The 24,864-nt window shown below is 57.4% G+C and carries 24 protein-coding genes and 1 pseudogene; 15 read left to right on the top strand and 10 right to left on the bottom strand.

Annotated elements, in window-relative coordinates; all coding sequences use genetic code 11:
* Window positions 1–28: 28 nt before the first annotated feature.
* The 4 genes from arsN2 (at window position 29) to HYI44_RS20070 (ending at window position 2,697) form a co-directional block, all read left to right on the top strand.
* A complete protein-coding gene (arsN2, locus tag HYI44_RS20085; protein WP_032894889.1) occupies window positions 29–493 on the top strand; it encodes an arsenic resistance N-acetyltransferase ArsN2 in 465 nt (154 codons plus the stop codon).
* 72 nt (window positions 494–565) lie between these two features.
* The gene (locus HYI44_RS20080) at window positions 566–934 is read left to right on the top strand and encodes a hypothetical protein (RefSeq protein WP_032894891.1); all 369 of its coding nucleotides are present in this window, start codon (window positions 566–568) and stop codon (window positions 932–934) included.
* 61 nt (window positions 935–995) lie between these two features.
* Window positions 996–2,168: a DUF3800 domain-containing protein gene (locus HYI44_RS20075; RefSeq protein ID WP_032894893.1), complete on the top strand. Its 1,173-nt coding sequence runs from the start codon at window positions 996–998 to the stop codon at window positions 2,166–2,168.
* Complete coding sequence (locus tag HYI44_RS20070) at window positions 2,161–2,697, top strand: hypothetical protein (RefSeq protein WP_032894895.1); 537 nt, start codon at window positions 2,161–2,163, stop codon at window positions 2,695–2,697. Before HYI44_RS20075 ends, HYI44_RS20070 begins: the two co-directional genes overlap by 8 nt.
* A gap of 264 nt (window positions 2,698–2,961) precedes the next feature.
* Here HYI44_RS20070 and HYI44_RS20065 read toward each other — a convergent pair whose 3' ends face one another.
* The 3 genes and pseudogenes from HYI44_RS20065 to HYI44_RS20055 all read right to left on the bottom strand — a co-directional run.
* A complete protein-coding gene (locus tag HYI44_RS20065) occupies window positions 2,962–4,404 on the bottom strand; it encodes a hypothetical protein (protein WP_047338026.1) in 1,443 nt (480 codons plus the stop codon).
* The gene (locus HYI44_RS20060) at window positions 4,401–5,387 is read right to left on the bottom strand and encodes a nucleoid-associated protein (protein ID WP_032894897.1); all 987 of its coding nucleotides are present in this window, start codon (window positions 5,385–5,387) and stop codon (window positions 4,401–4,403) included. The genes HYI44_RS20065 and HYI44_RS20060 overlap by 4 nt, the downstream gene beginning before the upstream one ends.
* Before the next feature lie 380 nt (window positions 5,388–5,767).
* Window positions 5,768–6,628: pseudogene (locus tag HYI44_RS20055) on the bottom strand (cation:proton antiporter); the annotation flags it as partial.
* Between the two features lie 267 nt (window positions 6,629–6,895).
* On the opposite strand from HYI44_RS20055, the gene HYI44_RS20050 reads away from it, so the two are divergent.
* The 3 genes from HYI44_RS20050 to HYI44_RS20040 are packed head-to-tail and all read left to right on the top strand — an operon-like array spanning window position 6,896 to window position 10,170.
* Window positions 6,896–8,437: a multicopper oxidase family protein gene (locus HYI44_RS20050; RefSeq protein WP_122841166.1), complete on the top strand. Its 1,542-nt coding sequence runs from the start codon at window positions 6,896–6,898 to the stop codon at window positions 8,435–8,437.
* 11 nt (window positions 8,438–8,448) lie between these two features.
* Entirely contained in the window at window positions 8,449–9,591 is a 1,143-nt protein-coding gene (locus HYI44_RS20045) for a hypothetical protein (protein WP_225570279.1), read from the top strand.
* A gap of 3 nt (window positions 9,592–9,594) precedes the next feature.
* Window positions 9,595–10,170, top strand: a complete 576-nt coding sequence (locus tag HYI44_RS20040) for an SCO family protein (RefSeq protein WP_201148150.1) — start codon at window positions 9,595–9,597, stop codon at window positions 10,168–10,170.
* Window positions 10,171–10,223: 53 nt separating this feature from the next.
* Here HYI44_RS20040 and HYI44_RS20035 read toward each other — a convergent pair whose 3' ends face one another.
* Window positions 10,224–11,393 (bottom strand): MFS transporter, encoded by a 1,170-nt coding sequence (locus tag HYI44_RS20035; RefSeq protein ID WP_122841169.1) that lies wholly within the window; start codon window positions 11,391–11,393, stop codon window positions 10,224–10,226.
* A gap of 35 nt (window positions 11,394–11,428) precedes the next feature.
* Window positions 11,429–11,653, bottom strand: a complete 225-nt coding sequence (locus HYI44_RS20030) for a hypothetical protein (RefSeq protein WP_225570278.1) — start codon at window positions 11,651–11,653, stop codon at window positions 11,429–11,431.
* A gap of 46 nt (window positions 11,654–11,699) precedes the next feature.
* Between HYI44_RS20030 and HYI44_RS20025 the strand changes: the two genes are divergently transcribed.
* Both HYI44_RS20025 and HYI44_RS20020 read left to right on the top strand, forming a co-directional pair.
* Window positions 11,700–12,533 (top strand): EamA family transporter, encoded by an 834-nt coding sequence (locus tag HYI44_RS20025; protein WP_122841171.1) that lies wholly within the window; start codon window positions 11,700–11,702, stop codon window positions 12,531–12,533.
* Window positions 12,534–12,572: 39 nt separating this feature from the next.
* On the top strand, window positions 12,573–12,956 hold the full coding sequence (locus tag HYI44_RS20020) for an MAPEG family protein (RefSeq protein ID WP_122841172.1): 384 nt from the start codon (window positions 12,573–12,575) through the stop codon (window positions 12,954–12,956).
* A 106-nt stretch (window positions 12,957–13,062) separates the two neighbouring features.
* On the opposite strand, the gene HYI44_RS20015 is transcribed toward HYI44_RS20020, so the two are convergent.
* Window positions 13,063–14,235, bottom strand: coding sequence for a murein transglycosylase A (locus HYI44_RS20015; protein WP_122841173.1), 1,173 nt, complete (start codon window positions 14,233–14,235; stop codon window positions 13,063–13,065).
* A gap of 127 nt (window positions 14,236–14,362) precedes the next feature.
* On the opposite strand from HYI44_RS20015, the gene HYI44_RS20010 reads away from it, so the two are divergent.
* Window positions 14,363–14,812, top strand: a complete 450-nt coding sequence (locus tag HYI44_RS20010) for a c-type cytochrome (protein WP_122841174.1) — start codon at window positions 14,363–14,365, stop codon at window positions 14,810–14,812.
* Window positions 14,813–14,894: 82 nt separating this feature from the next.
* Here the strand turns inward: HYI44_RS20010 and HYI44_RS20005 are convergent, their stop codons facing one another.
* The 4 genes from HYI44_RS20005 to HYI44_RS19990 all read right to left on the bottom strand — a co-directional run bounded on the left by HYI44_RS20005 (window position 14,895) and on the right by HYI44_RS19990 (window position 19,469).
* A complete protein-coding gene (locus HYI44_RS20005; protein WP_225570277.1) occupies window positions 14,895–15,290 on the bottom strand; it encodes a DUF1090 domain-containing protein in 396 nt (131 codons plus the stop codon).
* A 99-nt stretch (window positions 15,291–15,389) separates the two neighbouring features.
* Window positions 15,390–17,057, bottom strand: coding sequence for an NAD-dependent DNA ligase LigB (gene ligB / locus HYI44_RS20000; protein WP_225570276.1), 1,668 nt, complete (start codon window positions 17,055–17,057; stop codon window positions 15,390–15,392).
* A 207-nt stretch (window positions 17,058–17,264) separates the two neighbouring features.
* Window positions 17,265–18,455 carry a methionine adenosyltransferase gene (gene metK, locus HYI44_RS19995; protein ID WP_045059861.1) on the bottom strand — a complete coding sequence of 397 codons (1,191 nt, stop codon included), beginning with the start codon at window positions 18,453–18,455 and terminating at the stop codon, window positions 17,265–17,267.
* 18 nt (window positions 18,456–18,473) lie between these two features.
* On the bottom strand, window positions 18,474–19,469 hold the full coding sequence (locus HYI44_RS19990) for an ArsR/SmtB family transcription factor (RefSeq protein WP_045059862.1): 996 nt from the start codon (window positions 19,467–19,469) through the stop codon (window positions 18,474–18,476).
* Between the two features lie 273 nt (window positions 19,470–19,742).
* Here HYI44_RS19990 and tkt point away from each other — a divergent pair, with 273 nt between their 5' ends.
* From tkt to HYI44_RS19965, 5 genes are all read left to right on the top strand, one after another.
* Window positions 19,743–21,740 carry a transketolase gene (tkt, locus tag HYI44_RS19985; protein ID WP_045059863.1) on the top strand — a complete coding sequence of 666 codons (1,998 nt, stop codon included), beginning with the start codon at window positions 19,743–19,745 and terminating at the stop codon, window positions 21,738–21,740.
* A gap of 153 nt (window positions 21,741–21,893) precedes the next feature.
* Entirely contained in the window at window positions 21,894–22,958 is a 1,065-nt protein-coding gene (gene epd, locus HYI44_RS19980; RefSeq protein WP_122841285.1) for an erythrose-4-phosphate dehydrogenase, read from the top strand.
* 17 nt (window positions 22,959–22,975) lie between these two features.
* On the top strand, window positions 22,976–24,139 hold the full coding sequence (locus HYI44_RS19975) for a phosphoglycerate kinase (protein ID WP_033060390.1): 1,164 nt from the start codon (window positions 22,976–22,978) through the stop codon (window positions 24,137–24,139).
* Window positions 24,140–24,174: 35 nt separating this feature from the next.
* The gene (locus HYI44_RS19970) at window positions 24,175–24,396 is read left to right on the top strand and encodes a lipoprotein (protein WP_045059866.1); all 222 of its coding nucleotides are present in this window, start codon (window positions 24,175–24,177) and stop codon (window positions 24,394–24,396) included.
* A 56-nt stretch (window positions 24,397–24,452) separates the two neighbouring features.
* A complete protein-coding gene (locus HYI44_RS19965; protein ID WP_122841176.1) occupies window positions 24,453–24,782 on the top strand; it encodes an MliC family protein in 330 nt (109 codons plus the stop codon).
* Window positions 24,783–24,864 lie beyond the last annotated feature (82 nt).

Raw genomic sequence — 24,864 nt, 5'->3', positions numbered from 1 at the left:
TACAAAGCGGCACAAAGGAGATAAGGGGATGGGCAAAGAGATGATGATCCAGGCAACGGAAATAGCCGGAGGTCAATGGCAGCGCTTTCGCGATGCACTGAAATCTGCTGACCTTCTAGGAGACGGTATTGATCTTCCAGGCCGAACCTTTTTTGAGTTCACACAGGATAGTGAGACGGTCGCATGGGGAGGTTTCGAAACGCATGGTACGGACGGGTTGCTGCGTTCCCTGGTCGTAGTCTCGACATACAGATCGAAAGGGATCGGTGTCACGGTGCTTAAGATCATTGAAGCGAAAGCCGCCGAGCAGGGAATCGCTCGATTTCATTTGCTGACAACAACTGCGTCAGGCTTTTTTGAGCAGCAGGGCTATGCAGTAAATCAACGAGGCTCTGCCCCACCTCTTATTTCTCAGACGGAGCAGTTCAGGGGGCTTTACCCTGGCTCGGCTTGCTACATGTGCAAGGCATTATCTGCGAATGCACGAAAGTAGCTGATCACCTTGGTGATGGCTTTTAGCCTCGATGCCAGCTAGATTTGGAGCTTTCTACGATCAAGGATGGATATGAAAAAGCTCATCGCAGTAATGGGGATCTGTGTCGCACTTGGCGGTTGCGCTACGTCCCACTACACCGCAGGGCGAGACTTTCCGTCGGCCAGTGTAGCGAGCATCACCAAAGGCAAAACGACGACTATTGAGTTGAAGTCCCTGTTTGGTGAGCCCTACGCCAAGAGTGCTGTCAGCGAGACTGACGAAAAGTGGATCTACACCTACACCAACGGCTCAGCCCATGCCCAGAGCTACGTGGTCACCATGAAGGTGACGACTACGGGCATTCAGAAAACGCTCGACGTTTTGATCCGTAATGACGTGGTCATCAACTACACGTTCAGCGAAGGCCCCGCTCCAGGCACTACCACTGCGACGAACTAAGTTCGCCACCTTGCCATTGGGCGACCCACCGCGCTCAGTACGTTGTTGATGGAGCAAGCTCATGGACAGAACCTATGCCTTCGTGGATGAGTCCGGGAATTCCGACCTTGATACGTCAAAGGGAGGGAGCTCGGGCTTCTTCATCGTGTGCTCCATTCTGGTGGCAGAGAAAGACCTGGAAGCTGCTTATGCCCAAGCTGAAGCACTCCGCATGCGTCACTTTCAAACAGGCGAGATCAAATCCAGCAATCTGAAGCCGAAGGATTCAGATCGCCGTTCCCGAATCCTCAACGAGCTAGCTGAGCTGCCTTTCAAGCTCTATTTCACCGTCGTTGATAAGTCCCGAATTCACAAAGACGGCGGCCTCCGTATCAAGACCTCGTTCATAAAATACGTGAACGGGTTGCTCTATGAACGCTTGTTCCGCGCATACCCTGACCTCCAGATGATCGTTGACGAGCATGGTGGCCAGGAATTTCAGGAGAGCCTCAAAAGCTACGTTGCAGAACGATTCGTGGACGACCTATTTGGCGATAAGGATGCGTTCCAGACGATGGCCAGTAAGGACAACGTTTTGGTTCAGGTTGCAGATTTTTTTGCTGGATCAGTCGCTCAGATCTACGAAGAGAAAGCTTCGGAAGAAGCAGTCCTTGCCTACAAAAAAATCCTACGCAGCCTGACTCTTGGAATGCTTGAGTGGCCATCCAAGTACCAGTCTCTTCTGCCACCGCCGACGGATGAGTCTGGGTATGCAGACTACCAAGTACACCAAGAAGCACTCCGCCAGGCTGATCGTTTTAGCGAGCGGGCTGGCGAACACCCTGATGAGGATGAGCGCCTGCAATTGAGTATCCTGCGGTTCTTAAGATTTCAAAGCGAATTCGTCACCAAGGATTACGTGCTGACTACGGAGATCATGGCGCATCTAAAAGACAGCGGACTTGGAGAGGTCAACGGCCAGAGAATCCGATCAAGTGGCATCGCCAAGCTTCGGGATGCGGACGTCATCATCACAAGCGCGGCCAAAGGCTACAAGATCCCTCAAACACGGGCAGACATTAACGAATTTCTTGAAAGAGCGTCAGGCATTGTTGTTCCTCTACTGGAACGGGTCAAAAAGGCTCGAGAGGTATATCGGCTGAGCAGTCGAGGAGAATATGACATCGTGACGGCGGCCAACTTGGCTGAACTAGCCAAGCTGCTCGCTGCGCTCGAGGCATTTGCAGATGACTGAACTCAGTCATGGCCAGGAACCTCACCAGGCTGCATTGATCCAGGATGAAATCCTAGAGATTCTGAAAGAAGCCAAGGTGCTCGCGCGTAGATTCTATCGCCTGACCGGCAAGCCGCTGGGCGTGACCGGCGAGGTGGCAGAGTACGAAGCTGCTACTCGACTCGGCCTGGTACTACATCCTGCAAGGCAGGCAGGTTACGACGCTACAGAGACGCTGGAAGATGGCGTCGCGAGAATCCAGATCAAGGGGCGATGTATCCTGAACTCGCAAAAGATTACGGGCCGTATGGGTGCAATTGATCTACGACAACCCTTCGATATTGTGCTCTTGGTGCTGCTTGATTCTGAGTTCAACGCATTTGCAATGTACGAAGCTAGCCGTGCCAAGGTTGAGGCAGCTTTGACCTTGCCAGGCTCCAAAGCTAGAAATGAAAGGGGAGCGCTGGCGATTAGGCAATTCATGTCGATAGCTGCGTTGCGCTGGGCTCGCCATGAGGCCAGCGAATCCGAGAGTCAACTACCCTCCTAGAATTGAACGCTGGTGGTACGTTGCTCTGAGATGCATATTTAATGTCCCCAATACGGCACATTAACCATCACTTTTAGGCTTAATGGCCGTATTTGGGTACATTACGCTGAGCAACGGAATGCGGACAATGATGGCTATAGCCCCTACCTCAGCCAGACCGGCTTCTGTTGTGTAAGCAAAGCCCTGATGGTTTTCGGCATAGTTTCTAAATATCTGTGTAGTAACACTGCGCCATAAAGATTCAATGGTAGTTAGACTTATAGTTTATAAAAGAAAGGCGGTGATGTAGTTCCACGCGCAGAAAAAATAATAATCAATGTGGTTCGCCACGAAGCTAGGTGCCGCGAGCGATAGGAAGTAGTGGACAATGGCTGCGTATAGACAGAAGCACACAGTCCAAGCAAGCCAGTAAACGGTGCGTCCGGACGATATAGGTTTTTCAACCAATCGCCTCCAGTCGTCGGATGACATAAAGTTGTAGATCTTCTTCCGCCATCCTTCTCTACTGCTGTCAGCAAGACTGTTAAAACGCAAGGTTGAAAGAGTGTTGATAACTAGGCTCAATATGAGAAGCACAGAAACACCAAGATACAGAATCGTGGTGGCTGTATCGGCTACGCCTGTAGTCGCTATCGGAGTCTTGAGAGCTAAGACAACACCCGCCACCGCGAAATCACGCCAGAGAGCTGATATTAAATCCCTTGTCGCAGTTTGTGTCTTATTAACCTCGTCCTGCAAACCCTTGCGCAGATCTCCCAGGCTTTTGACAGCCTCCTTGCTCTGATCTTGGAGATGAAAGGCGAACGCTTCCTTGGCCCCCGAGAGGCTATTTTTTAAGAGTGGCGTTGAGCCAGAGGGCCACGTCGTCCCACTGTTCCAGTTGATAGCAATGTGGTTGTTGAAAAGTTGGAATTTCGTTTCACACTCCCTAGGGGTGGAGTAGATCCACTGGCAGGTGTCGTGGAGTGTTTCAAAATTGATATCAGCCCAGTTAATAGGCTGGTCTATAGCTATGGGGAGTGAGCGCCCGCCTCGAAATATTACATGAGTCTCATCATCTTCCTTGCGAATCTCGGCAGGCAAGCAAAAGGAAAGCTTTTCCACAGCCACGCGTTTCCAGGCTGTAAAAGATTCGCTTTCAGCAATTGGCTCAGCAGTCAGCAGCCATGGCTCAAGCGACGGAGGGGTAAGGGAGTGGGTAAGATCCCGTACCATTTTCCAAGGTTTTTCAGGATGTTGAGTGGCGGTCGGTAAATTTTTATCTCCACCCATTTCTTTCACTAGAAACTGATGAGTGGAAAATTCAAAGGTTTCACTTGCAACCCACACGCACATTTTTTTCTGTGAGTTCTGTGCTGAAAATTGGTTTGTTCTCAACCAGTTTTCGAAACCTTTTAAAGTTAGGAAATAACACCAACCATCATCCGCTGGCTTCTCCAAGATGACTGTTAGTCTGTCATTTTCCACATCCTCCAAATCGAAATCCTTGATCTCGATGCTGTCGGAAACTTCTCCAAAAAGCTCTATCTTTCCGATGCCCATAGAACAAACACGCTGGGCAAGATCTTTCAATTCTCGAACAAACCCGGAAGATGTAACGCTCACTTCATCAATTCGAAAAATATGCGTAGTTTCAACCTGCGCAGAACCACCCGACGCCGTAAGTCGCTCAAAGAAGTTGCGAAGTTCCAGCGCTATCTGTTTCATGATTCACGCAAGCGACTTGTACGAATAGTAATAACAGTTTCATCCTTTCCATTTTCAATAGTTAAGCTTCCCTTTGCCCGCGCAGGCATATTTATGGTTATGCCTTCACTTGTTACGTATTTCTTTGCCTCATTGGTAGGTAGCTCTTCCTCATCGTAGGAGAACACCTCACCAGTCAAATTTAGGCTTTCCAATTCTTTGTCGAAGGTCGCCCGGATTTCATCTTGGCCATTGATGCCGAAAAAATCTGTGAAGAATTCGTCGACTTCAAAGTCTTTACGCTTTTTCGCAATCTCAACGACTTTCTCAGCGACCTTCGATGTGATAGCCGGCGGCAGATCACCCAGGTGTGTCCTTACAGTTTTTTTGATTGCCTTAACCAAATCTACCGTCATTTCCTTTGAATTTCGGAGGCGCTCTACTCCCAGGAATTCTTTGAAGAAATCACTGATTCCTGAGCGGCTCATTTTATCAATGATCACTACTTCTGAGTCTTTGGAATCCAAATCAATAAGAGCTGATTTCTGGAGCGCTTTTGGTGATTCAGTAAAGTTGTTGGTAACTGCCTGAAGTATTGCCTGGGCGCCCTTAGTTTCAAATGTAACGACTTTTTCAGAGTCATACTTAATTAACGAATAAAACTTTTTAGCACCTGTAACTAAACCAATTACGATCAATACGCCTGACTTCATACGTTTGTCGCCAAGGCGATGGAACTGTCGAGCCAAACTCTTGGAGATATCGACAAAATTCGACTCGCCCTTCTCCCAACTATTCAATTTAGCCTTTACTTGAGATATTTCAGCGAAAGAAAATTTATTGCCCTTGAGGGTTTCTTTGATGCGGTCAATGAAGAACGGCTCGAAGGTGCTTAAGGGGGTGTCGTCAAACAGGATCGGATCATCGGCTCGATGATGCACCACGTGAAAAATGAAATTCTCGATTTTCAGGGCTTCGATTTCTTTATCCGTAAGAGTGGCCAAGTTAAATCCTCATCCTTGCTGGTGGCGACATGACATTAAGCATTGATGTAAGCACCTTTTCAGCGTTATGCCTAGCGTCCCCCCACAGGGCGTAGCATGCGAATTACTGTATGAATATACACATAGAGAAAGCGGTTGGCTGCCGTTTGCCCCATCCAGGATCAATTGTCCGATGGAAGGCTCACTGGTGGGCGTGTTGAATCCTAGACGCGGGTGGTATGCCCACACCTTGATGTCTTGATGATGTGGATTCTGATAAAGGGGAGCGACCAGAATAGATAGCTCGGCAGGAACAGAGGCGCATCTCAGCTTTCAGTGGCGCTGCGTAGCCGCCTTCAATGTGACAAAGATGCAGGCCTTTTTGGCGCCTTTGGGAAAACCCAAAAACCGTCCAGGTACTTGCGGGTCATGTCGTTCATCGCCAGGTTGCGGCCCAGGTTGCCGATGATCAGGCCGGCAACCACCATCGCGATCGGCGCGGACACGTGCAACTCCGAGGCCATCGCCGAACCACCGATCACCAGCGCCAACGTCAGCATTACTTCGATCTGATGCTGCTCGATGCTCTTGATCATCAGGTACACCAGATAACCGATCAGCCCGCCAAACAGCACACCGCCAACAGCTTCATGCGCGAACAGCATGGCGGTTGCGCCGACGGTTGGCGTCTCACCCAGTTGCGCGATACCCAACAGTACGGTGAACACCACCACCGCCGTGCCGTCGTTGAATAGCGACTCGCCGACGATTGTTGTTTTCAGCGGCTTGGAGGCGTTGGCCGTCCGTAATACGCCAAGCACCGCGATTGGATCTGTCGGCGAAATCAGCGCGCCGAACAGCAGGCAGTACAGGAAGCTCACGTGCCAGCCGAACAGGGCAAAGATGTAATAGGCCAGGCTACCGATCACTGCGGTGGCAATCAGGACGCCGAAAGTCGCGAGCAGGCCAATGGGCCAGCGATAGCTGCGCAGGTCATTGAGATTGACGTGCAGGGCGCCGGCAAACAGCAGGAATGACAGCATCCAGTTCATCAGCAGATCGCCGAAGTCGATCTGTCCAATCAGTTGTTGAATGCGTTCTTCAAGACCGGGATAACCCAGGAAGCTCAGTCCCTGCAGGAGCAGGGAAAACAGTAGGGCGGTGACCATGACACCGATGGTGGGTGGCAGGCCGATAAAGCGGAAATTGACGTAGGTGAGCAGCGAGGTAAGGCAGATAAATGCAGCGACAAGCTCAAGCATCCGGGGTCCTTTGGCAGGAGGTGGAAAGACTGTTTAAAAGGAAAGCGTGATCGAAATCAGACCGATTATCGCCTGGATGGCGTTCCTGGATCCGAAAACTTGCGCGCAACTAGACCTGTCCTAAACTCCAAAAGTTGCACGAAAATGACCGAAAGCCCTGTAGAGCTTGGCTTTGAGCGGTTAGGGATGTGCCCTGTCATCTTCGGTAACGCGCAGGCGGATTGAATTACATGTGTCATCCCAGCCACGCCACTGAAGGTCGCGATCATGCCTCGAGCCACCAGCGTCCGTCCCTTTTCGCTTTACGCGAGCCTGGTTGTCCTGGCGTTGGCCGGTTGTGCGAACCACAGTGAAAACGAACCAGTCTCCCAGCCGCTACGCAAAAATCCGGAGTTTTCCTACGATGCCAGCGGCGTCACCCACGCGACGCTGACGGCGGCTGAGCAGCAGGTCAATGTGGGCAATGAGCGCTACGTGTCACTGGTGTTCAACGGCGATTACGATTCACCGCTGATTCGCACGCGACCGGGCGGAACCATGGCGATCCGCCTGGATAACCGCATGGACGAGATCACCAACCTGCATTTCCATGGCATGCAGGTTTCGCCCCTGGACACTGGCGACAACATCTTCCGCATCACCAGGCCGCATCAGGTCGGCGAATACAACGTCAAGCTGCCGATGGCCCACAGCCCCGGGGCGTATTGGTACCACAGTCATTTTCACGGCGGCTCCCAGCGTCAGGTCTCGGCGGGTATCGCGGGGCCCATTCTGGTGGACGGCATGCTCGATCCGTTTCCCGAACTCAAAGGCATCAAGGAACAGGTGCTGGTGCTGCGCAACTTCCAGAAAACCCTGACTGGCAAGGTAGCGAGCGAAATCATCACCAGCGCCCCCTCGATCCGCACGGTCAACGGCCAGGAAGTGCCCACCATCGACATCAAGCCGGGCGAAACCCAGCTCTGGCATTTCATCAATATCGCCGCCAACCAGTATTTCCGCATTCGTATCAATGGCCAGACCATGCAGATCCTGTCCCGGGACGGCAATACCGTGACCCGCCGCGTGGATGATGACGAAGTACTGATTGGGCCCTCGGCGCGTTTCAGTGTGCTGGTGGTCGGGCCGCCGGCGGGTTCCTACAATATTGAGTCGGGCGACGCTGACACCGGGCCAGCGGGTGATAGCTATCCCGCAGCCAGACTGGCCATCCTGCGCTCCAGCGGGCAGCCGGTCGCCACCCGCCAGATCACCAGCGCCTATCCGCCTGCCGAAGACTTCAGCAAACAGGCGGTGAACAAGACCCGGCAGTTCGTGTTCCAGGACTCCGCCACAGACTCCAGCGCGTTCCTGATCAATGGCACCCGCTTCGAGCTGGATCGGGTCAATACCACGGTGAAACTCGGTGACGTCGAAGAGTGGCGACTGCTCAATCCGTCCCAGGAACTGCATCAGTTCCATATCCACCAGGTGGACTTCCAGGTCACCGAGATCAACGGCAAGCCAGTGCAGTTCAGCGGCTACCGGGACAATGTTTTCATCCCGGCGACCGGCTCAATCACCGTGCGCATTCCGTTCCGGGACCCGGTGATTCTTGGCAAGTTCGTCTACCACTGCCACATCCTCGAGCATGAAGACGGCGGCATGATGCAGGCGATTCAGGTGGTCAGGCCGGTGGATTATGAGCAGGCGGTCAAGCTCGAACCCCTGGGCGGACTTTATGGTGAAAACAACCAGTTGTGCACCTACCTGCGCAACACCGGACAGGACCCGAAAACGTCCAGCCCGCTGGTCCCGTCAGCTAAATAAGAGGGGGCGCCATGAGTAACTATCGATTGGCTGTCGTGCTGCTGGGGTCGGTGTGCGGCGGCGATCTGGTGTCGGCCGATGACGGGCAGTATCCCAATGTTGGCATGGATTACGACGCAACCTTCCAATATGACCATGTACATGGCGACTCGCCCCAGGGTGGCAATCGCAACAGCACGGATGCCTACCCGGATATCAACAGCACGTTTTACTTTCGCTTGACCCATGACCAGCAGATCCAGCTGTCCACCGAGATCAATCCGGTCCAGGGGCCCGAGCCAGGTCAAAAGCGTTTTTTCGAGGACGTGGGCTTGGTCATCAATGACCTCAACTACTACCAGAACAATGCCAATTGCGCGTTCATGATCGGCAAATACCACGTGCCGTTCGGTCGCGCCCAGGACCAGGCGCCAGGCCTCTACACCGAGGATTTCGTCAGCACCTACGACCTGGACGGCATGCTCGGTGGCACAGTGGCCTATCGTTTCTTCGATCAGCAACTGGGGATGATCGAGCCCAATGTCAGCCTCTATACCGCTGACAATTCGTTTCTCGGGCGACCCTACCTGCGCCATGATGAGAAGCTGCAGCGTTCTGACGGCGGTCCCTCGAACACCGGCAAGCTCGATTCGTATGCCGTGTCGGTAAACTGGCTGGCGATACCGGCTATCCCGTTCCTGGAAATGCAGGTTGGCTACATGCTCAACAAGGCCGGGGATGACGTGGAGCAAACCTCGCCACCCTTTGGCGGTGCGGCGGATGAGAAAATCAAGATCGCCTCCGCTCGCTACATCTGGGCCTATGCGCCGAGCACCGAGCTGGCACCGACGCTGGCCGGTCGCTACTTCGATATCGTGCCCTTCATCGAGTTTGCCGACGTCGATAACGAAGACGCGATCGAGGGCAATGACACGCGCTACCTGACCACTTCCCTGACCTTCGATTTCGGCGACTGGGCGGTGGGTGCGACGCGCACCGATAAGCATCGGCCTTCCACGGGCGGCGCGAGTCGCCAGGATTACCTCAACGAACTGAGCGTGACCTACGACATCACCGGCCAGATCAAGCTCGGGTTGTCCGCCGGCACGCAGAAACAGGACGGTGAAATGTCCGAACTGGTGGGCCTGGCGCTGACTTATTCGGGAGGGTTCTGATCAATGAAGCTGTTAATGGCGGCCGGCGTCCTGCTGCTGATGGGGCTCACGGCCGATGTAGTTGCCGCAGCCCGAACCGACATCGGCGGGCCCTTTCAACTGACCAATCAAAATGGCCAGCGGGTCACCGAAAAGAGCTTTGGGGCGCCGGTACTGCTCTACTTCGGATTTATGACCTGCCCGGCCATTTGCCCTACCGATCTGGCGAAAATGGCGCGTATCAGTCGGCAGCTGCAGCAGGAGCAGGGCATCAAGGTGCGCCCTGTTTTCGTGACGGTGGATCCGGAGCGCGACACGCCGGACAAGCTCAAGGTGTACGTGAAATATTTTGCCAATGACTTTGTCGGCCTGACCGGAACGTCGCAGCAGATCGCAAAAATCACCGACGCCTACCACGTCTACTACAAGAAAGTGCCGTCTGGCGATAAACCGGACCAGTACATGATGGACCACTCGACCATCCTGTTTCTGCTGGACAGCCAGGGCCGCTACCTCAAGCATTTCGGCCGCGGGCTCGATGAGCGGGACATCGAGCGGCAGGTGGCGGCCGCGTTGGCTGAGTCGAGCGCTGGGCGGTAGTCGGTTTTTCGGTGAGTTCGTGCAGGGATTTGTTCGGCTGAAGACTCCCGTTATCAGCTGGTGGCGTTGGCCAGCCGGACTTCACGTCGTTGCCGATAGATGAAGTACAGCGCCATCACCACTGTCAGGCCACTGACCAGCGCGCCGGTCCAGGGCAGGTCGGCAAGGTCGGCGCCGCTGGCGACCACCAGCCCGCCGATCCAGGCGCCGGCGGCGTTGCCCAGGTTAAATGCGCTCTGGTTCAGGGTCGAACCCAGGTTCGGTGCCTCATGAGCCTGGTCGATGATCAGCAGTTGCAGGATCGGGCACAGCGCGAAAGCGAAAATGCCCCACAACACCAGCGTGATGGCTGCCGGGATGACCGAGTGGCTGGTCTGCGTGAAAGCTGCAAGCACCACCACTACCGCCAGTGCCATGCCCACCAATGACGGCAGCAGGCGGCTGTCCGCCAGCCGGCCGCCGAGCATGCTGCCTGCCGTGAGGCCGACGCCAAACAACAGCAGCATGATGGTCACGCCATGGGGGCTGACGCCAGTAATGTCCTGCAGGATCGGCGCAATGTAGGTGAACACACTGAACAGACTGGTTGACGCCAGCACGCTCATGCCCAGCGCCATCAACACATTGGCCTTGCCCAGCACCTTGAACTCGCTGGCAAGGTTGGCCTTGTCCATGGCGATGTCCTTAGGCAGCCAAGCCCACTGGGCGATGGCCGCAATCACACCAATCACCGAGACTGCCCAGAACGTCGAACGCCAGCCGGCGTATTGTCCGAGGGCGGTGCCCAGTGGTACCCCCAGCACATTGGCCAGAGTCAGGCCGGTAAACATCATGGCAATCGCCTGGGCGCGTTTGTTCGGTGCTACCAGGCCGGCGGCGACCACCGAACCAATGCCGAAAAACGCCCCGTGGCACAGGGCCGTGACCACGCGAGCGGCCATCAGCGTCGCGTAGTTCGGCGCCAGGGCACACAGAATGTTGCCGAGGATGAACATCAGCGTCATGCCCAGCAGCGTCGCCTTGCGCGGCATGTTGGCGGTGCCGATCGCGAGGATCGGCGCGCCGAACACCACACCCAGGGCGTACCCGGTGATCAGCAGGCCGGCGTGAGGGATGCTTACTGCAAGGTCGCGGGCGACGTCGGGCAGCAGCCCCATGATGACGAATTCAGTGGTGCCGATGCCGAATGCGGCAACAGCGAGGGCGAATAAGGCGAGTGGCATGCGCAAGTTCTCTGTCGGTAGTCTTGACGCTGTGATCAGGCATACGCATGCCAGAGACCGCTCTGGAACAGAGTGGGGCGCGGGCAAAAATTATTGGAATTAGTCTGTGCGCAACTGAGTGCGGCGTGGTCGCTTGCAGTATAAACAGCTGCTGACATATGGCGAATCAATTCTCCCGTTTCCCTTGGGAGAGGCTTGCTCGCAAAAAAAATGATGGCGATGCGTTGATCCAGAAGGCGCGCGTTATCGTTGACGTCCATCGCGAGCTCGCTCCTACAGGGGAGTGGGTAACGAAAGGAGCATGCCGTGCTTGCAACGGCTTTGGTGTTAGTGGCGGCGCTGTTGCACGCGGCGTGGAATACATTGATCAAATTCAGCGCCGAACGGCTGCTGGTAGTTGCCTGTATGGACAGCGTGGCCCTGTTGTTCGTGGCCGTCATGTTGCCTTTCGTGGAGTGGCCGCCGCAGGAGATCTGGCCTTGGATTCTTGCGTCGGCGGCCTTCGAGTTGCTCTATCGTTATCTGCTGATCCAGGCGTACAGGGTCGGTGACCTCGGGCTGGTGTATCCACTGATGCGCGGATTGTCGCCGTTGGTGGTGCTGGCGCTGACACTGATTTTCGCCGGAGAGGTACTGACCCATCAGCAGATCTTCGGCATCTTGCTGATCCCGCTCGGCATGCTGTGCCTGCTGTGGCAAGGCGGAGGCGGGGCGCGGCTGCCGTGGTCGATGTTGCCGGTGGTGGCGTTGATCGGCCTGTGTATTGGCTGCTACACCTTTATCGACGGCCAGGCTTTGCGGCGCTGGTCACATCCATTGGATTACCTGGTGTGGGTGACGCTGATCAGCGCCTGGCCTTTTCCATTGCTGGCACTGGTGCGCAAGCGACCGACGTTCATGCTGTTCTGGCGCGAACAATGGCGGCTGGGATTGGCTGTCGGATTCTGCGTATTGTTCAGCTACGCTCTGGTGCTGTGGGCCATGCAGCTGGGCTCGATTGCCGAAGCGGCGGCGTTGCGCGAGATCAGTGTGATCCTGGTGGTGCTGTTCGGCATGCGCTACCTGAAAGAACCTTTCGGCCGGCCGCGGCTCTTAGCCTGTGGGCTGGTACTGATCGGCATGCTGGTGATGAAGTTTTAACGCTGATAACAATTCTGGAACTTGAAAAGGGACTGCTTTATGACGGTTGCTCTGTGGTGCATCTTGATCGCGATATTTCTGCCCTACGTCTGCGTCGGCGTGGCCAAGATCAGTGGTGGGTACAGGTTGAAAGACAACCACGACCCTCGGGACTTTCTTGAATCGTTGAATGGGTTTGGTCGACGCGCGCATGCGGCGCAACTGAACAGCTTCGAAGTGACCCCAGCGTTTGCAGCTGCGGTGATCGTGGCGCACCTGGCCGGCAATGCGGAACTGGTGACGATCAATGTGCTGTCGGTGTTGTTTATCACCAGCCGCTTGCTCTACATCATCTGCTACCTGGCAGATTGGGCGATCTTGCGGTCGTTGGTGTGGTTTGTGGGGATGGGCCTGATTATCAGTTTGTTTGTGGTGTCGGCGTAAGATCAGGAGATCGCAGCCTCGTTGCCCTCGACAGCTCCTACGCAGATCCCTGCAGGAGCTGTGTAGGAGCTGTCGAGTGCAACGAGGCTGCGATCTTTGTCATCGTCTAGAGTTTGTCAGCCACCTGAGGCACCTGCGGCAACGCCGCGCCCTTGGGCCATAACATCCAGATCTGACCCTGCTGTTTCATATCCCCGGCCAACTGCCCGGCAGCTTCACCGGTGCCCCAGAACAGGTCCGCGCGTACTTCGCCGGCAATCGCTCCGCCAGTATCCTGTGCCGCTACCGGTCGAACCAGCGCCGTTCCGTCAGGTCGGGTGGTGGAAAGCCACAACAGGCTGCCCAGCGGGATCACCTTGCGATCAACCGCCGCGCTGTAGCCGGCGGTGAGCGGTACGTTGAGCGACCCGCGAGGGCCTTCGTTGCTGTCCGGATTGCGGGTGAAAAACACGTAGCTCGGGTTGCTGCCAAGTAGCTCCGGTATGCGAGCCGGATTGGCCTTGGCCCAATCACTGATGGCGCCCATCGTCACATCTTCTTTTTTCAGCTCGCCCTGTTCCACCAGCCAGCGGCCGATCGGTCGATAGGGGTGGCCGTTTTGATCGGCGTAAGCAATGCGCAACTGACGGCCATCATCGAGCTGGATGCGACCCGAACCCTGGATCTGCAGGAATTGCAGATTCATCGGGTCGGTCAGCCAGGCCACGACGGGTGCCTTCACCCCTTTGGTTTCGATGGTGGCTGCATCGTCGTAGGGCTTGAGTACGCGACCTTCGAGCCTTCCGCGCAGGCGTTTGCCTTTGAGTTCCGGGTAGATGCTGTCCAGCGAGACAATGATCATGTCCTCCGGCACGCCGTACACCGGAATATTCGCCACTGCAGTCTGAGTCAGGCTGCCAGGGTAGACCGGTTCGTAATAACCGGTGATCAGGCCGTTGGGGTTGTCATTGGCAGCGCGCAAGCCGTAGACGTCCAGGTGTTGCTTGAGGAATCCGCGGATTTCGTTGGCGGTTGCCGGGACGTTGGCGGAGGCCGCACAAGTGGCGCCCCAGACCGCGTCGGCCTTGAGTCGGTTACAGGCGCTGCGCCACGAACCGAAGCCGGCGATCAGGTCGTTGTCCGACACCGTTGGCAACGCTTCCCAGGTGGCGCTGGAGTAAGTCGCCAGCGCGTGGGTTTTGGGTGGGGTGTTTTCGCCCCCGGTGCAGCCGGCGAGCACGGCGACTATCGGGAGAGTCCAGGACAGGCGAGGGCGCCATGCCTTGATGCAGCTGATCATGGAGTAATTCCTTTGCCGGTTGCCTGAGTGCTCCATGCGCTCGAACAACCCATATTGATAATAGGGCTATTGGTCTTTACGGATGACGCGAGGATACTGGCCGCCGTTCCCGTGACCTGAAGCCACCATGACTCTTAAAAGACTTTCCGTTGTATTGCTCGCCTGCCTGACGTTGACTGCTTGTGGCGGCGTCGACCCGGATTCGCCGCTGGGCCAGCGCAAGGCGATTTTCAAACAGATGCTCAAGACCGCTGAAGACCTGGGTGGCATGTTGCGGGGTCGCATTGCATTCGATGGCGCGAAGTTCGCTGACGGTGCCGTGAAGCTCGATGCCTTGTCCCATGAGCCCTGGAAACATTTCCCGCAGGTGCGCGAAGAAGATCACACCAGCGCCAAAGATGATGTCTGGCAGAAACAGGCACGCTTCCAGGAAATGGCTCGCACGCTTGAAGCCGCCACCGGTGAATTGGTGGTTGCCAGCAAGGTTCAACCCTACAAGGCCAGCAACCTGGGGCCGGCGGTGCAGAAAGTCGAAGATGCCTGCAGTGCGTGCCATAAAGAATTTCGGGATCATTGATTTGCAGCGCTCTGGCTGACGATTCGACTTGATCGCGAAGAGGCCAGTCAGAGCAACCGAAAGCTTCGGTCATTCTTTATATTTATTTATCCAGCTCATCCAGCGCTTCCTGCAATTCCTTGCGGGACTCGGCGAGCTTGTCTTTGCGTTTGTTGATCTTCTCCGGGTCGCCTTTCTTCATGGCCTTGTCCAGGTCTGCCTGGCGCTTGCTGACTTCATGCTTGGCGTCCAGCACCTTGTTTTCCCGTTCTTTCTGCAGCGATGCGTCGGTGCAGTGGGTGGTGACTTCGCTCAGGGCTTTTTCCAGGCCGGCCTGTTGATCAGCATTACCGTGGGACTTGGCCAGTTCGATCTGGTTCATGATGCCCTGTTTCTTGGCCGCGCAACCGGTCAGGCCGGGAGCCTCTTCAGCGGCCATCAGTGGAGCGGCCATGACGCTGCAAAGCGTCAACAGGGCGAGTGGAGAAAGAAATTTCATAAAAGCTCCATGTGTAAAGGCAATCGTGTCGGTGTGACGACGGGCCGTTTGAGCCGGATCGGCACCTATGGGTTCCCGTATGCACGGTATTGCCGGCCGCTAAAAACCGTCAACTCCCGCCATACGTAATGTTTCGCTCAAGGCCAGGACCTGCGGGTCACGGAAAAACGCGCTTAATTGCGCCGCGCGTCCCGGGCCTATACCGGCCTGGGCCTGCCATTGTTCGGTTTCACGTTGCGCCAGTTCCCGCCACGAATCAGCAAGCTGTGCCTGACCGATTGGCGGCATGCCCAACGCATTGAGCCAGCGTGCGAACGGACGTTGTCGGGCGCTGTTGAAGCTGTTTAAAAGCTGAGCCGTGCTGCGCTCGCCGAAACCGTTAATGTTAGCAAGCTCTTGAGCATCGAGGGTCAACCAATCCAGCAGTCCCTTCAGTCGGCCTGTTTCCAGAAGTTTCTCCCAGGTGCCCGGGCCGATGTTTGGCATGTCCAGCCCTTGCTTGCCGCTGAGCCAGGTCAGTCGCGCGAGAAACTGGCTTTGACAGCCCTGAGTGGGTTGCCAGCAACTGAGCTGATGAAAATCCGCAGCTTCTGGAACCTCCATGTGAACGCGCTCGACGCTACGCAGTATGACGCCGTCCAGCCTTGGAATGGTCAGGCCGGCCAGGCTGATGGACACCTGGTCGCCAGGGCGGATATCCAGCGCTTGCCAGCGTGGCAGGGAACTGACGCTGACGCGCTTGATCTGGCGATCATCGAGCCATATCGGCGATACATCCAGCACTGGAGTGATCCGGCCAGTGCGTCCGATGTTGAAATGGACCTTGCGAACTTCGGCCAGCGCCTGGGCGAAAGGGTATTTCCAGGCCGCGATCCAGTAGGGCGCCTTGGCTTGCCAGCGATCGGCAGAGGTGCGCTCGTCCTGGCGCAGGACAATGCCATCGCTGGCGAAAGGCAGGGGTGAGCGGTACCAATGCTCACGCCAGCGCACGACGTCGGCCAGTTCCGCGATCGGGTGGCTCAAGGGCGCGGTGCTATCGAATCCCAATGCGTCCAGGGCGGCAATGCGCGCGGAAAGACTGGCTGGGCCTTCTGGCCATTCCCACACGAACAGGCCGATGCCTGCGGCGTCCTGCGCGCTTAGTTGCTTGCGCGCCATCAGCCCGGCGACGTTGCCCCGAGCATTGAGGCTGCCGGCACTGGCTTGAACGTGGCCATCCAGGCGCCAATACAATTCACCTTGCACCACCAGGTCCCGGGGTTGCGAAAGCTGTTGCGGGATGCCGCCAATCCGCCGCGCCGATGCGGTCCAGTCCTTGCCCTGCACCCCGTTGCCGCGACTGATCGCGCGCACCAGTACACCTTTCTCATACACCAGGCTCACTGCCACGCCATCGACCTTGGGTTGAACCCAGACTTCGTTACGATTTTTCAGCCAGTCTTCAATGGCTGCGCCATCAATGAGTTTGGCCAGGCCGGTGTGCGGGATGGGATGGGTAATCGAGCCGCCAGCGGTGCGTAGTGGATCTGCCGGCGCGTCCAGATTGAAGCATTGCTGCCAGTTGGTCAGTTGAGCGCGGGCTTGATCGTAAAGTTCGTCGGCGACCATGGACTGGCCTTGGCGATGGTAGCTGTCGTCCCACAGGTCGATCTGTTTTTGCAGGGCGCTGATTTCTTCCTGGCCTCGCCCGGGGGGCCAGTCGGGGCATTGGGCTGCGTGGACGGAGAGCGAGAGGAAGGTCAGGAGAATAGCGATCAACAAGCGCATCGTGAGCGTCCTTGCTCATTGGGGGTTGTTGAAGATTAGTCAGTATTGCCAGGCCCGGAGGGTGAGTGTTTTGCCTGGTATTTCCCGCGGTGAATGGGCCTGCCCCATCGCGAGCAGGCTCGCTCCCACAGTGCTGAGCTTGAGACACAGCCAAAAAAAGCCCCGCACGGCGAACCGTGCGGGGCTTTGGGTACCGCCGGGGAAGTCTTACAAACCAGCAGCGGAACGCAGGGCGTCGGCGCGGTCGGTTTTTTCCCAGGTGAACGTGGTGAAGGTGTCTTCGCCCACGGTCTTGGTTTCCGGGGTACGGCCGAAGTGGCCGTAAGCGGCGGTCTCCTGGTACATCGGGTGCAGCAGGTCGAGCATGGTGGTGATGGCGTAAGGACGCAGGTCGAACACTTCACGCACCAGGTTGATGATTTTCTCATCGCTGATCTTGCCGGTGCCGAAGGTGTTCAGCGAGATCGACGTAGGCTGGGCCACGCCGATTGCGTAGGAAACCTGAATCTCGCAACGTTCGGCCAGGCCAGCAGCCACAATGTTCTTGGCCACGTAACGACCGGCGTAGGCGGCCGAACGGTCAACCTTGGAAGGATCCTTGCCGGAGAACGCACCGCCACCGTGACGAGCCATGCCGCCGTAGGTGTCGACGATGATCTTGCGACCGGTCAGGCCGCAGTCGCCAACCGGGCCACCAATGATGAACTGGCCAGTCGGGTTGATGTGGAACTGGGTGTCCTTGTGCAGCAGCTCGGCAGGCAGTACATGCTTGACGATCAGCTCCATCACGCCTTCGCGCAGGTCTTTGTACGACACTTCAGGGTTGTGCTGGGTCGACAGGACCACGGCATCGATGCCCACGACTTTGCCGTTTTCGTAACGGCAGGTGACCTGAGACTTGGCGTCCGGGCGCAGCCACGGCAGCAGGCCGGATTTGCGCGCTTCAGCCTGACGCTGTACCAGCTGGTGAGAAAAGGTGATTGGTGCCGGCATCAGCACGTCGGTCTCGTTGCTGGCGTAGCCGAACATCAGGCCCTGGTCGCCGGCGCCCTGATCTTCAGGCTTGGCACGGTCGACACCCTGGTTGATGTCAGGGGACTGCTTGCCGATGATGTTCATCACGCCGCAGGTCGCACCGTCAAAACCAACGTCGGAGCTGGTGTAGCCGATGTCGGTGATCACATCACGAACGATCTGCTCCAGGTCAACCCAGGCCGAGGTGGTGACTTCGCCGGCGATGATCGCCACGCCCGTTTTCACCAGCGTCTCGCACGCCACGCGGGCGAACTTGTCTTCAGCAATGATTGCGTCCAGCACCGCATCAGAAATCTGGTCGGCGATTTTGTCCGGATGCCCTTCAGACACGGACTCGGAGGTGAAGAGGGAGTATTCGCTCATCTCGATGTTTTCCTGAATTTACCGATGGTGAGTGTCGCCAGCCGGCCGCTGAAAGTGGCGGACCTGAATCTGGAAACCATTACGTAAGCCTACATAGAGGCTTTCCCCGGGAACGAGTCCCGCAGCGGTGGCCCAACGGGCCAGATCGTCCTGTTCAAACCCCAACCAGAGATCACCGCAGGCCTCCTTGGCCCAACTCTGGTTGTGGCTACATAACTCTGTCACTAACAGGCTACCGCCTGGTTTCAGCAAAACGGCCATGTGCCTCAGGGCATCAGCCGGTGCGGCAAAATGGTGCAGTACCATGTTCAATACAACGCAATCAGCCGTGAGGCTGACGCCGTTCAACGCATCGGCGAGCTGCAGGCTGACATTGCCCAGGGCTTCGCGTTCACAGACCTGGCGTGCCAGTTCAAGCATGGCCGGGCTGTTATCCAGTGCCGTTACGTGCATGAAACGCCGCGCCAGTTCCGGCAGGAAGGCGCCGTCACCGGGGCCCACTTCGATCGCCGTGGCGCTCTCGCCGAAACCCAGCTTGTCGAGCAGTGCCACCACGCTGTCGCGGTACTGCGGCAAGCCGGCAATCAGGTCCTGCTGGGCGCGAAATTTTTCTGCGACCCGCGAGAAGAAGTCCTGGCTGGCAGCTGCTCGTTGCCCATGGACCTGACCGATCCGCGACTGCACATCGGCAGGCAGGGTCAGGTTATCCACTTCTTCGAGCAGGGCGGCATGCAGCTTGCCGCCCAGCAGTTCAGTGTGGGGCAGGGCGCGACGATAGAAAATCGCATTGCCTTCACGGCGAGTCGCCACCAGTTCGGCCTGGGCCAGTACTTTGAGGTGGTGACTCATGCCCGACTGACCCATGCCGAAAATCTGCGCCAGTTCCAGTACGCCAAACGAATCGTTGGCCAGCACGCGCAACACATTCAGGCGCAAAGGATCGCCGCCGGCCTTGCAAAGGGCCGCCAGCTCGTCGCAGTCGTCATGTTGAATGGATGGCACGCGTAAATTCATAAGGCCGGCAGTCTAGTCACGGGTCGAAAACACCGCAAGAGCAATATCAAAAAGTTTTGATATTGCTCGATAGATGGCACTTCCCGGCGCCTGCTTTACTCTACAAACGTACAGCGGAAAGGTTTCACCAAGCGAAACCGCCGCCTGTCATGGGAAAAACGTCCTCATATGACTATCTGTCATTGCCCCGAGGCCGGTCGGTGAGGGAAAATGCTCGCCTTTTTTCCGATTCGTTTTATTCACTCTCGATTCAATATCCGCAGGAGAACAGCGATGCCCAGCCGTCGTGAGCGTGCCAACGCCATTCGTGCCCTCAGCATGGATGCCGTGCAAAAAGCCAACAGCGGCCATCCCGGTGCCCCTATGGGTATGGCGGATATCGCCGAAGTACTTTGGCGTGACTACCTGAAGCACAACCCGAGCAATCCATCGTTCGCTGACCGTGACCGCTTCGTGCTGTCCAACGGCCATGGCTCGATGTTGATCTACTCGCTGCTGCACCTGACCGGCTACGACCTGTCGATCGATGACCTGAAAAACTTCCGCCAACTGCACAGCCGCACCCCGGGCCACCCGGAATTCGGCTACACCCCTGGCGTTGAAACCACCACCGGTCCACTGGGCCAAGGCCTGGCCAATGCCGTTGGTTTCGCCCTGGCAGAAAAAGTCCTGGCGGCGCAATTCAACCGTCCGGGCCACAACGTTGTTGATCACCACACCTACGTATTCCTGGGTGATGGCTGCATGATGGAAGGCATTTCCCACGAAGTCGGCTCCCTGGCCGGTACTTTGGGCCTCGGTAAGCTGATCGCCTTCTACGATGACAACGGTATTTCCATCGACGGCGAAGTCGAAGGCTGGTTCACCGACGACACGCCAAAGCGTTTCGAAGCCTACAACTGGCAGGTGATCCGCAACGTCGATGGTCACGACCCTGAAGAAATCAAGACGGCCATCGACACCGCTCGCAAAAGCGACCAGCCGACGCTGATCTGCTGCAAGACCACGATCGGCTTCGGTTCGCCGAACAAGCAGGGTAAAGAAGACTGCCACGGTGCCCCGCTGGGTGATGCGGAAATCGCTCTGACCCGCACCGCGCTGAACTGGAACCACGGTCCGTTCGAAATCCCGGCTGACATCTACGCCGAGTGGGATGCCAAGGAAGCCGGTCTTGCCGCTGAAGCCGAGTGGGATCAGCGTTTTGCCGCCTATTCCGCTGCCTTCCCTGACCTGGCCAACGAACTGGTTCGTCGCCTGAGCGGTGAATTGCCAGCTGACTTCGCCGAAAAAGCCTCTGCCTATATTGCTGAAGTCGCGGCCAAAGGCGAGACCATCGCCAGCCGCAAGGCCAGCCAGAACGCCCTGAATGCCTACGGTCCGCTGTTGCCTGAACTGCTGGGCGGCTCCGCTGACCTGGCCGGTTCCAACCTGACCCTGTGGAAAGGTTGCAAAGGTGTCACCGGCGAAGACGCCAGCGGCAACTACATGTACTACGGCGTTCGTGAGTTCGGCATGAGCGCGATCATGAACGGCGTCGCCCTGCACGGCGGCCTGGTGCCTTACGGCGCGACCTTCCTGATGTTCATGGAATACGCACGCAACGCAGTGCGCATGGCGTCGCTGATGAAAAAGCGCGTGGTGTTCGTCTACACCCACGACTCCATCGGCCTGGGGGAAGATGGCCCGACTCACCAGCCAATCGAGCAACTGACCAGCCTGCGCAGCACCCCGAACCTCGATACCTGGCGTCCAGCGGATGCCGTTGAATCGGCGGTTTGCTGGAAACTGGCAATCGAGCGCAAGGACGGCCCTTCGGCGCTGATCTTCTCGCGTCAGAACCTGCAGCATCAGGATCGTGATGCCGGCCAGATCGCCGACATCGCCCGTGGCGGCTACGTGTTGAAGGACTGCGTGGGCGAGCCTGAGCTGATCCTGATTTCCACTGGTTCGGAAGTGGGCCTGGCTGTTCAGGCGTACGACAAGCTGACTGCGCAAGGTCGCAATGTGCGTGTGGTGTCTATGCCTTGCACCAGCGTGTTCGATGCCCAGGATGCCGACTACAAGCAATCGGTATTGCCGTTGCAGGTCAGCGCCCGTATCGCCATCGAAGCCGCGCATGCGGACTACTGGTACAAGTACGTGGGCCTGGAAGGCCGCGTCATCGGCATGACCACCTACGGCGAGTCGGCGCCTGCCCCTGCCTTGTTCGAAGAGTTCGGTTTTACCCTGGAAAACATCCTGGGTCAGGCTGAAGAGCTGCTGGAAGACTGAGTGCAGGTGATGTATTGCCTGTTCTGACGCCATCGCGGGCAAGCCCGCTCCCACAAGGATCTCCATCGGTCCTGTGGGAGCGGGCTTGCCCGCGATAGCGGTCGATCAGGCAACGGTGCAATGAAAGGATTCACCACAGTAATCGAGAACCCCATGCCCCAACCGCGTCCTTACAAAGTTGCACTCAACGGCTACGGCCGGATTGGTCGTTGCGTCTTGCGTGCGTTGTTCGAGCGAGGCGACAAGGCCGGGTTTGAGATTGTCGCGATCAACGATCTGGCCGACATGGCCAGCATCGAATACCTGACACGCTTCGACTCCACGCACGGGCGTTTTCCCGGCGAAGTGAAAGTCGACGGCGATTGTCTGCATATTAATGGCAACTGCGTGAAGGTCCTGCGCAGTGCTACGCCCGAAGGCATCGATTGGGCGGCACTGGACGTCGATCTGGTGCTCGAATGCTCTGGTGCCTACCACACCCGCGAGGATGGCCAGCGTTTCCTCAATGCCGGCGCGCCGCGAGTGCTGTTTTCCCAGCCGATGGCCAGCGAGGCCGACGTTGACGCCACTATCGTCTACGGTGTGAACCAGGATTGCCTGACCGGCGCCGAGCTGCTGGTGTCCAACGCGTCCTGCACCACCAACTGCGGCGTGCCGCTGTTGCGCCTGCTGGACAAGGCCATCGGCCTGGATTACGTGTCGATCACCACCATTCACTCGGCGATGAACGATCAGCCAGTGATCGACGCCTATCACCACGAAGACCTGCGCCGCACCCGTTCGGCGTTTCAGTCGGTGATTCCGGTGTCCACTGGTCTGGCGCGTGGCATCGAACGCCTGTTGCCGGAACTTGCCGGCAGAATTCAGGCCAAAGCCGTGCGGGTGCCGACGGTAAACGTCTCCTGCCTCGACATTACGATGCAGACCGCTACCGCTACTGATGCCACCGAGATCAACCGGATCCTGCGGGAGGCGGCCACCAGCGGTCCGCTCAAGGGCTTGCTCGCCTATACCGAGTTGCCTCACGCAAGCTGTGATTTCAACCACGACCCACATTCTGCCATCGTCGATGCCAGTCAGACTCGGGTCTCCGGCCCCAAGCTGGTGAACATCCTGGCCTGGTTCGACAACGAATGGGGTTTTGCCAACCGAATGCTGGACGTTGCAGAGCACTATCTGCAAGCAGCTTCTCCACTCTCTGCTTCTCAAAAGCCGTAACTCAGGAAATGCGACCCATGACCGTGTTGAAGATGACCGACCTCGATCTGCAAGGTAAGCGCGTACTGATTCGCGAAGACCTCAACGTCCCAGTCAAGGACGGTGTTGTCACCAGCGATGCGCGAATCCTGGCTTCGCTGCCGACCATCAAGCTGGCCCTGGAGAAAGGTGCAGCCGTGATGGTCTGCTCGCACCTTGGCCGTCCGACCGAAGGCGAGTTCTCGGCCGAGAACAGCCTCAAGCCAGTCGCCGATTACCTGAGCAAGGCCCTGGGCCGCGAAGTGCCACTGGTTGCCGATTACCTGGGCGGCGTTGACGTCAAGGCCGGCGACATCGTGTTGTTCGAAAACGTGCGCTTCAACAAGGGCGAGAAAAAGAACGCTGACGAACTGGCCCAGCAATACGCCGCACTGTGCGACGTGTTCGTGATGGACGCCTTCGGCACCGCTCACCGCGCCGAAGGCTCGACCCATGGCGTGGCCAAATTCGCCAAAGTCGCCGCTGCAGGTCCGCTGCTCGCGGCTGAACTGGACGCTCTGGGCAAAGCCCTGGGTGCACCGGCCCAGCCAATGGCCGCCATCGTCGCCGGCTCGAAGGTGTCGACCAAGCTCGACGTACTCAACAGCCTGAGCCAGATCTGCAACCAGCTGATCGTCGGCGGCGGCATTGCCAACACGTTCCTGGCCGCAGCCGGCCATCCGGTTGGTAAATCCCTGTACGAGCCGGACCTGCTGGACACCGCTCGCGCAATCGCCGCCAAGGTAAGCGTGCCGCTGCCGGTAGACGTGGTGGTGGCCAAGGAGTTCGCCGAAAGTGCGACCGCCACCGTCAAGCTGATCGCCGACGTGGCCGCCGATGACATGATTCTGGACATCGGCCCGCAGACCGCGGCGAATTTCGCCGAGTTGCTGAAATCGTCCAAAACCATCCTGTGGAACGGCCCGGTGGGCGTGTTCGAGTTCGACCAGTTCGGCAACGGCACCAAGGTCCTGGCCCAGGCCATCGCCGAAAGCTCGGCCTTCTCCATCGCCGGTGGCGGAGATACCCTGGCCGCTATCGATAAATATGGCGTTGCCGACCAGATCTCCTACATTTCTACCGGCGGCGGTGCGTTCCTCGAATTCGTCGAAGGCAAAGTGCTGCCGGCGGTTGAAGTCCTGGAAAGCCGGGCCAAGGCCTGAGGTCTGCTCTGTTGACCAGGAAAGGGAGTGTTCAGATGGTCAAGACACTGGCGCTGTTGGTCGTCGTGGCATCGCTGGCCGCCTGCGGGAGTAATCCCAAGGCCAAGCCGGAGCCTGCACCGTCCGAGGTGGAAAAAGGCTGTTACCAGGCTGACTGGCAGGCCGAGACCAACCCGGTGATCAACAAGCGTTCCGGGCCTGATGGCCTGGAGAAATATGAGACCCGGACCCCGGCCAAGGAACATGGTTGCCCTTGACGGGTCTGACTCTTTACCCAGCGCTGGCGGCGCGTGCCGCCAGTCGAGGAACATGGATGAAAGGTTTTATCGCCGTTACGGCATTGGCACTGCTGGCAGGTTGCTCGAACTTCAACCTGTTCACGCCTGCCGAACCGACTGACAGCTGGACGAGCTGGACCTGTGACAGCCAGGCCAAGGTGCTGTGGCGCTATACCGATGCCAGCCGTGAGGCGGTGGATGTGCGCCTCGGCGGGGCCGATCAGGTCTATCGCCTGAAGCAGGAACAGGGCGCCTCGGGTGCGCTGTACAGCAACGACATGCTGGCGTTTCACATGAAAGGTGAGGAAGGCCTGGTGTACTGGGTCGCCACCAATGATTTGATTGGCCGCGGTTGCCATCTGTAGGAGCGAGCTTGCTCGCGATGGTCGTTAACGATAACGCTGGGTGCCTGAGTGCCCGCGCTGTCTGGGCCATCTTCGCGAGCAA

Source organism: Pseudomonas sp. Y24-6 (assembly GCF_020295325.1).
Taxonomy (GTDB): Bacteria; Pseudomonadota; Gammaproteobacteria; order Pseudomonadales; family Pseudomonadaceae; genus Aquipseudomonas; species Aquipseudomonas gregormendelii.
This window is presented reverse-complemented; position numbering and strand designations above follow the sequence as displayed.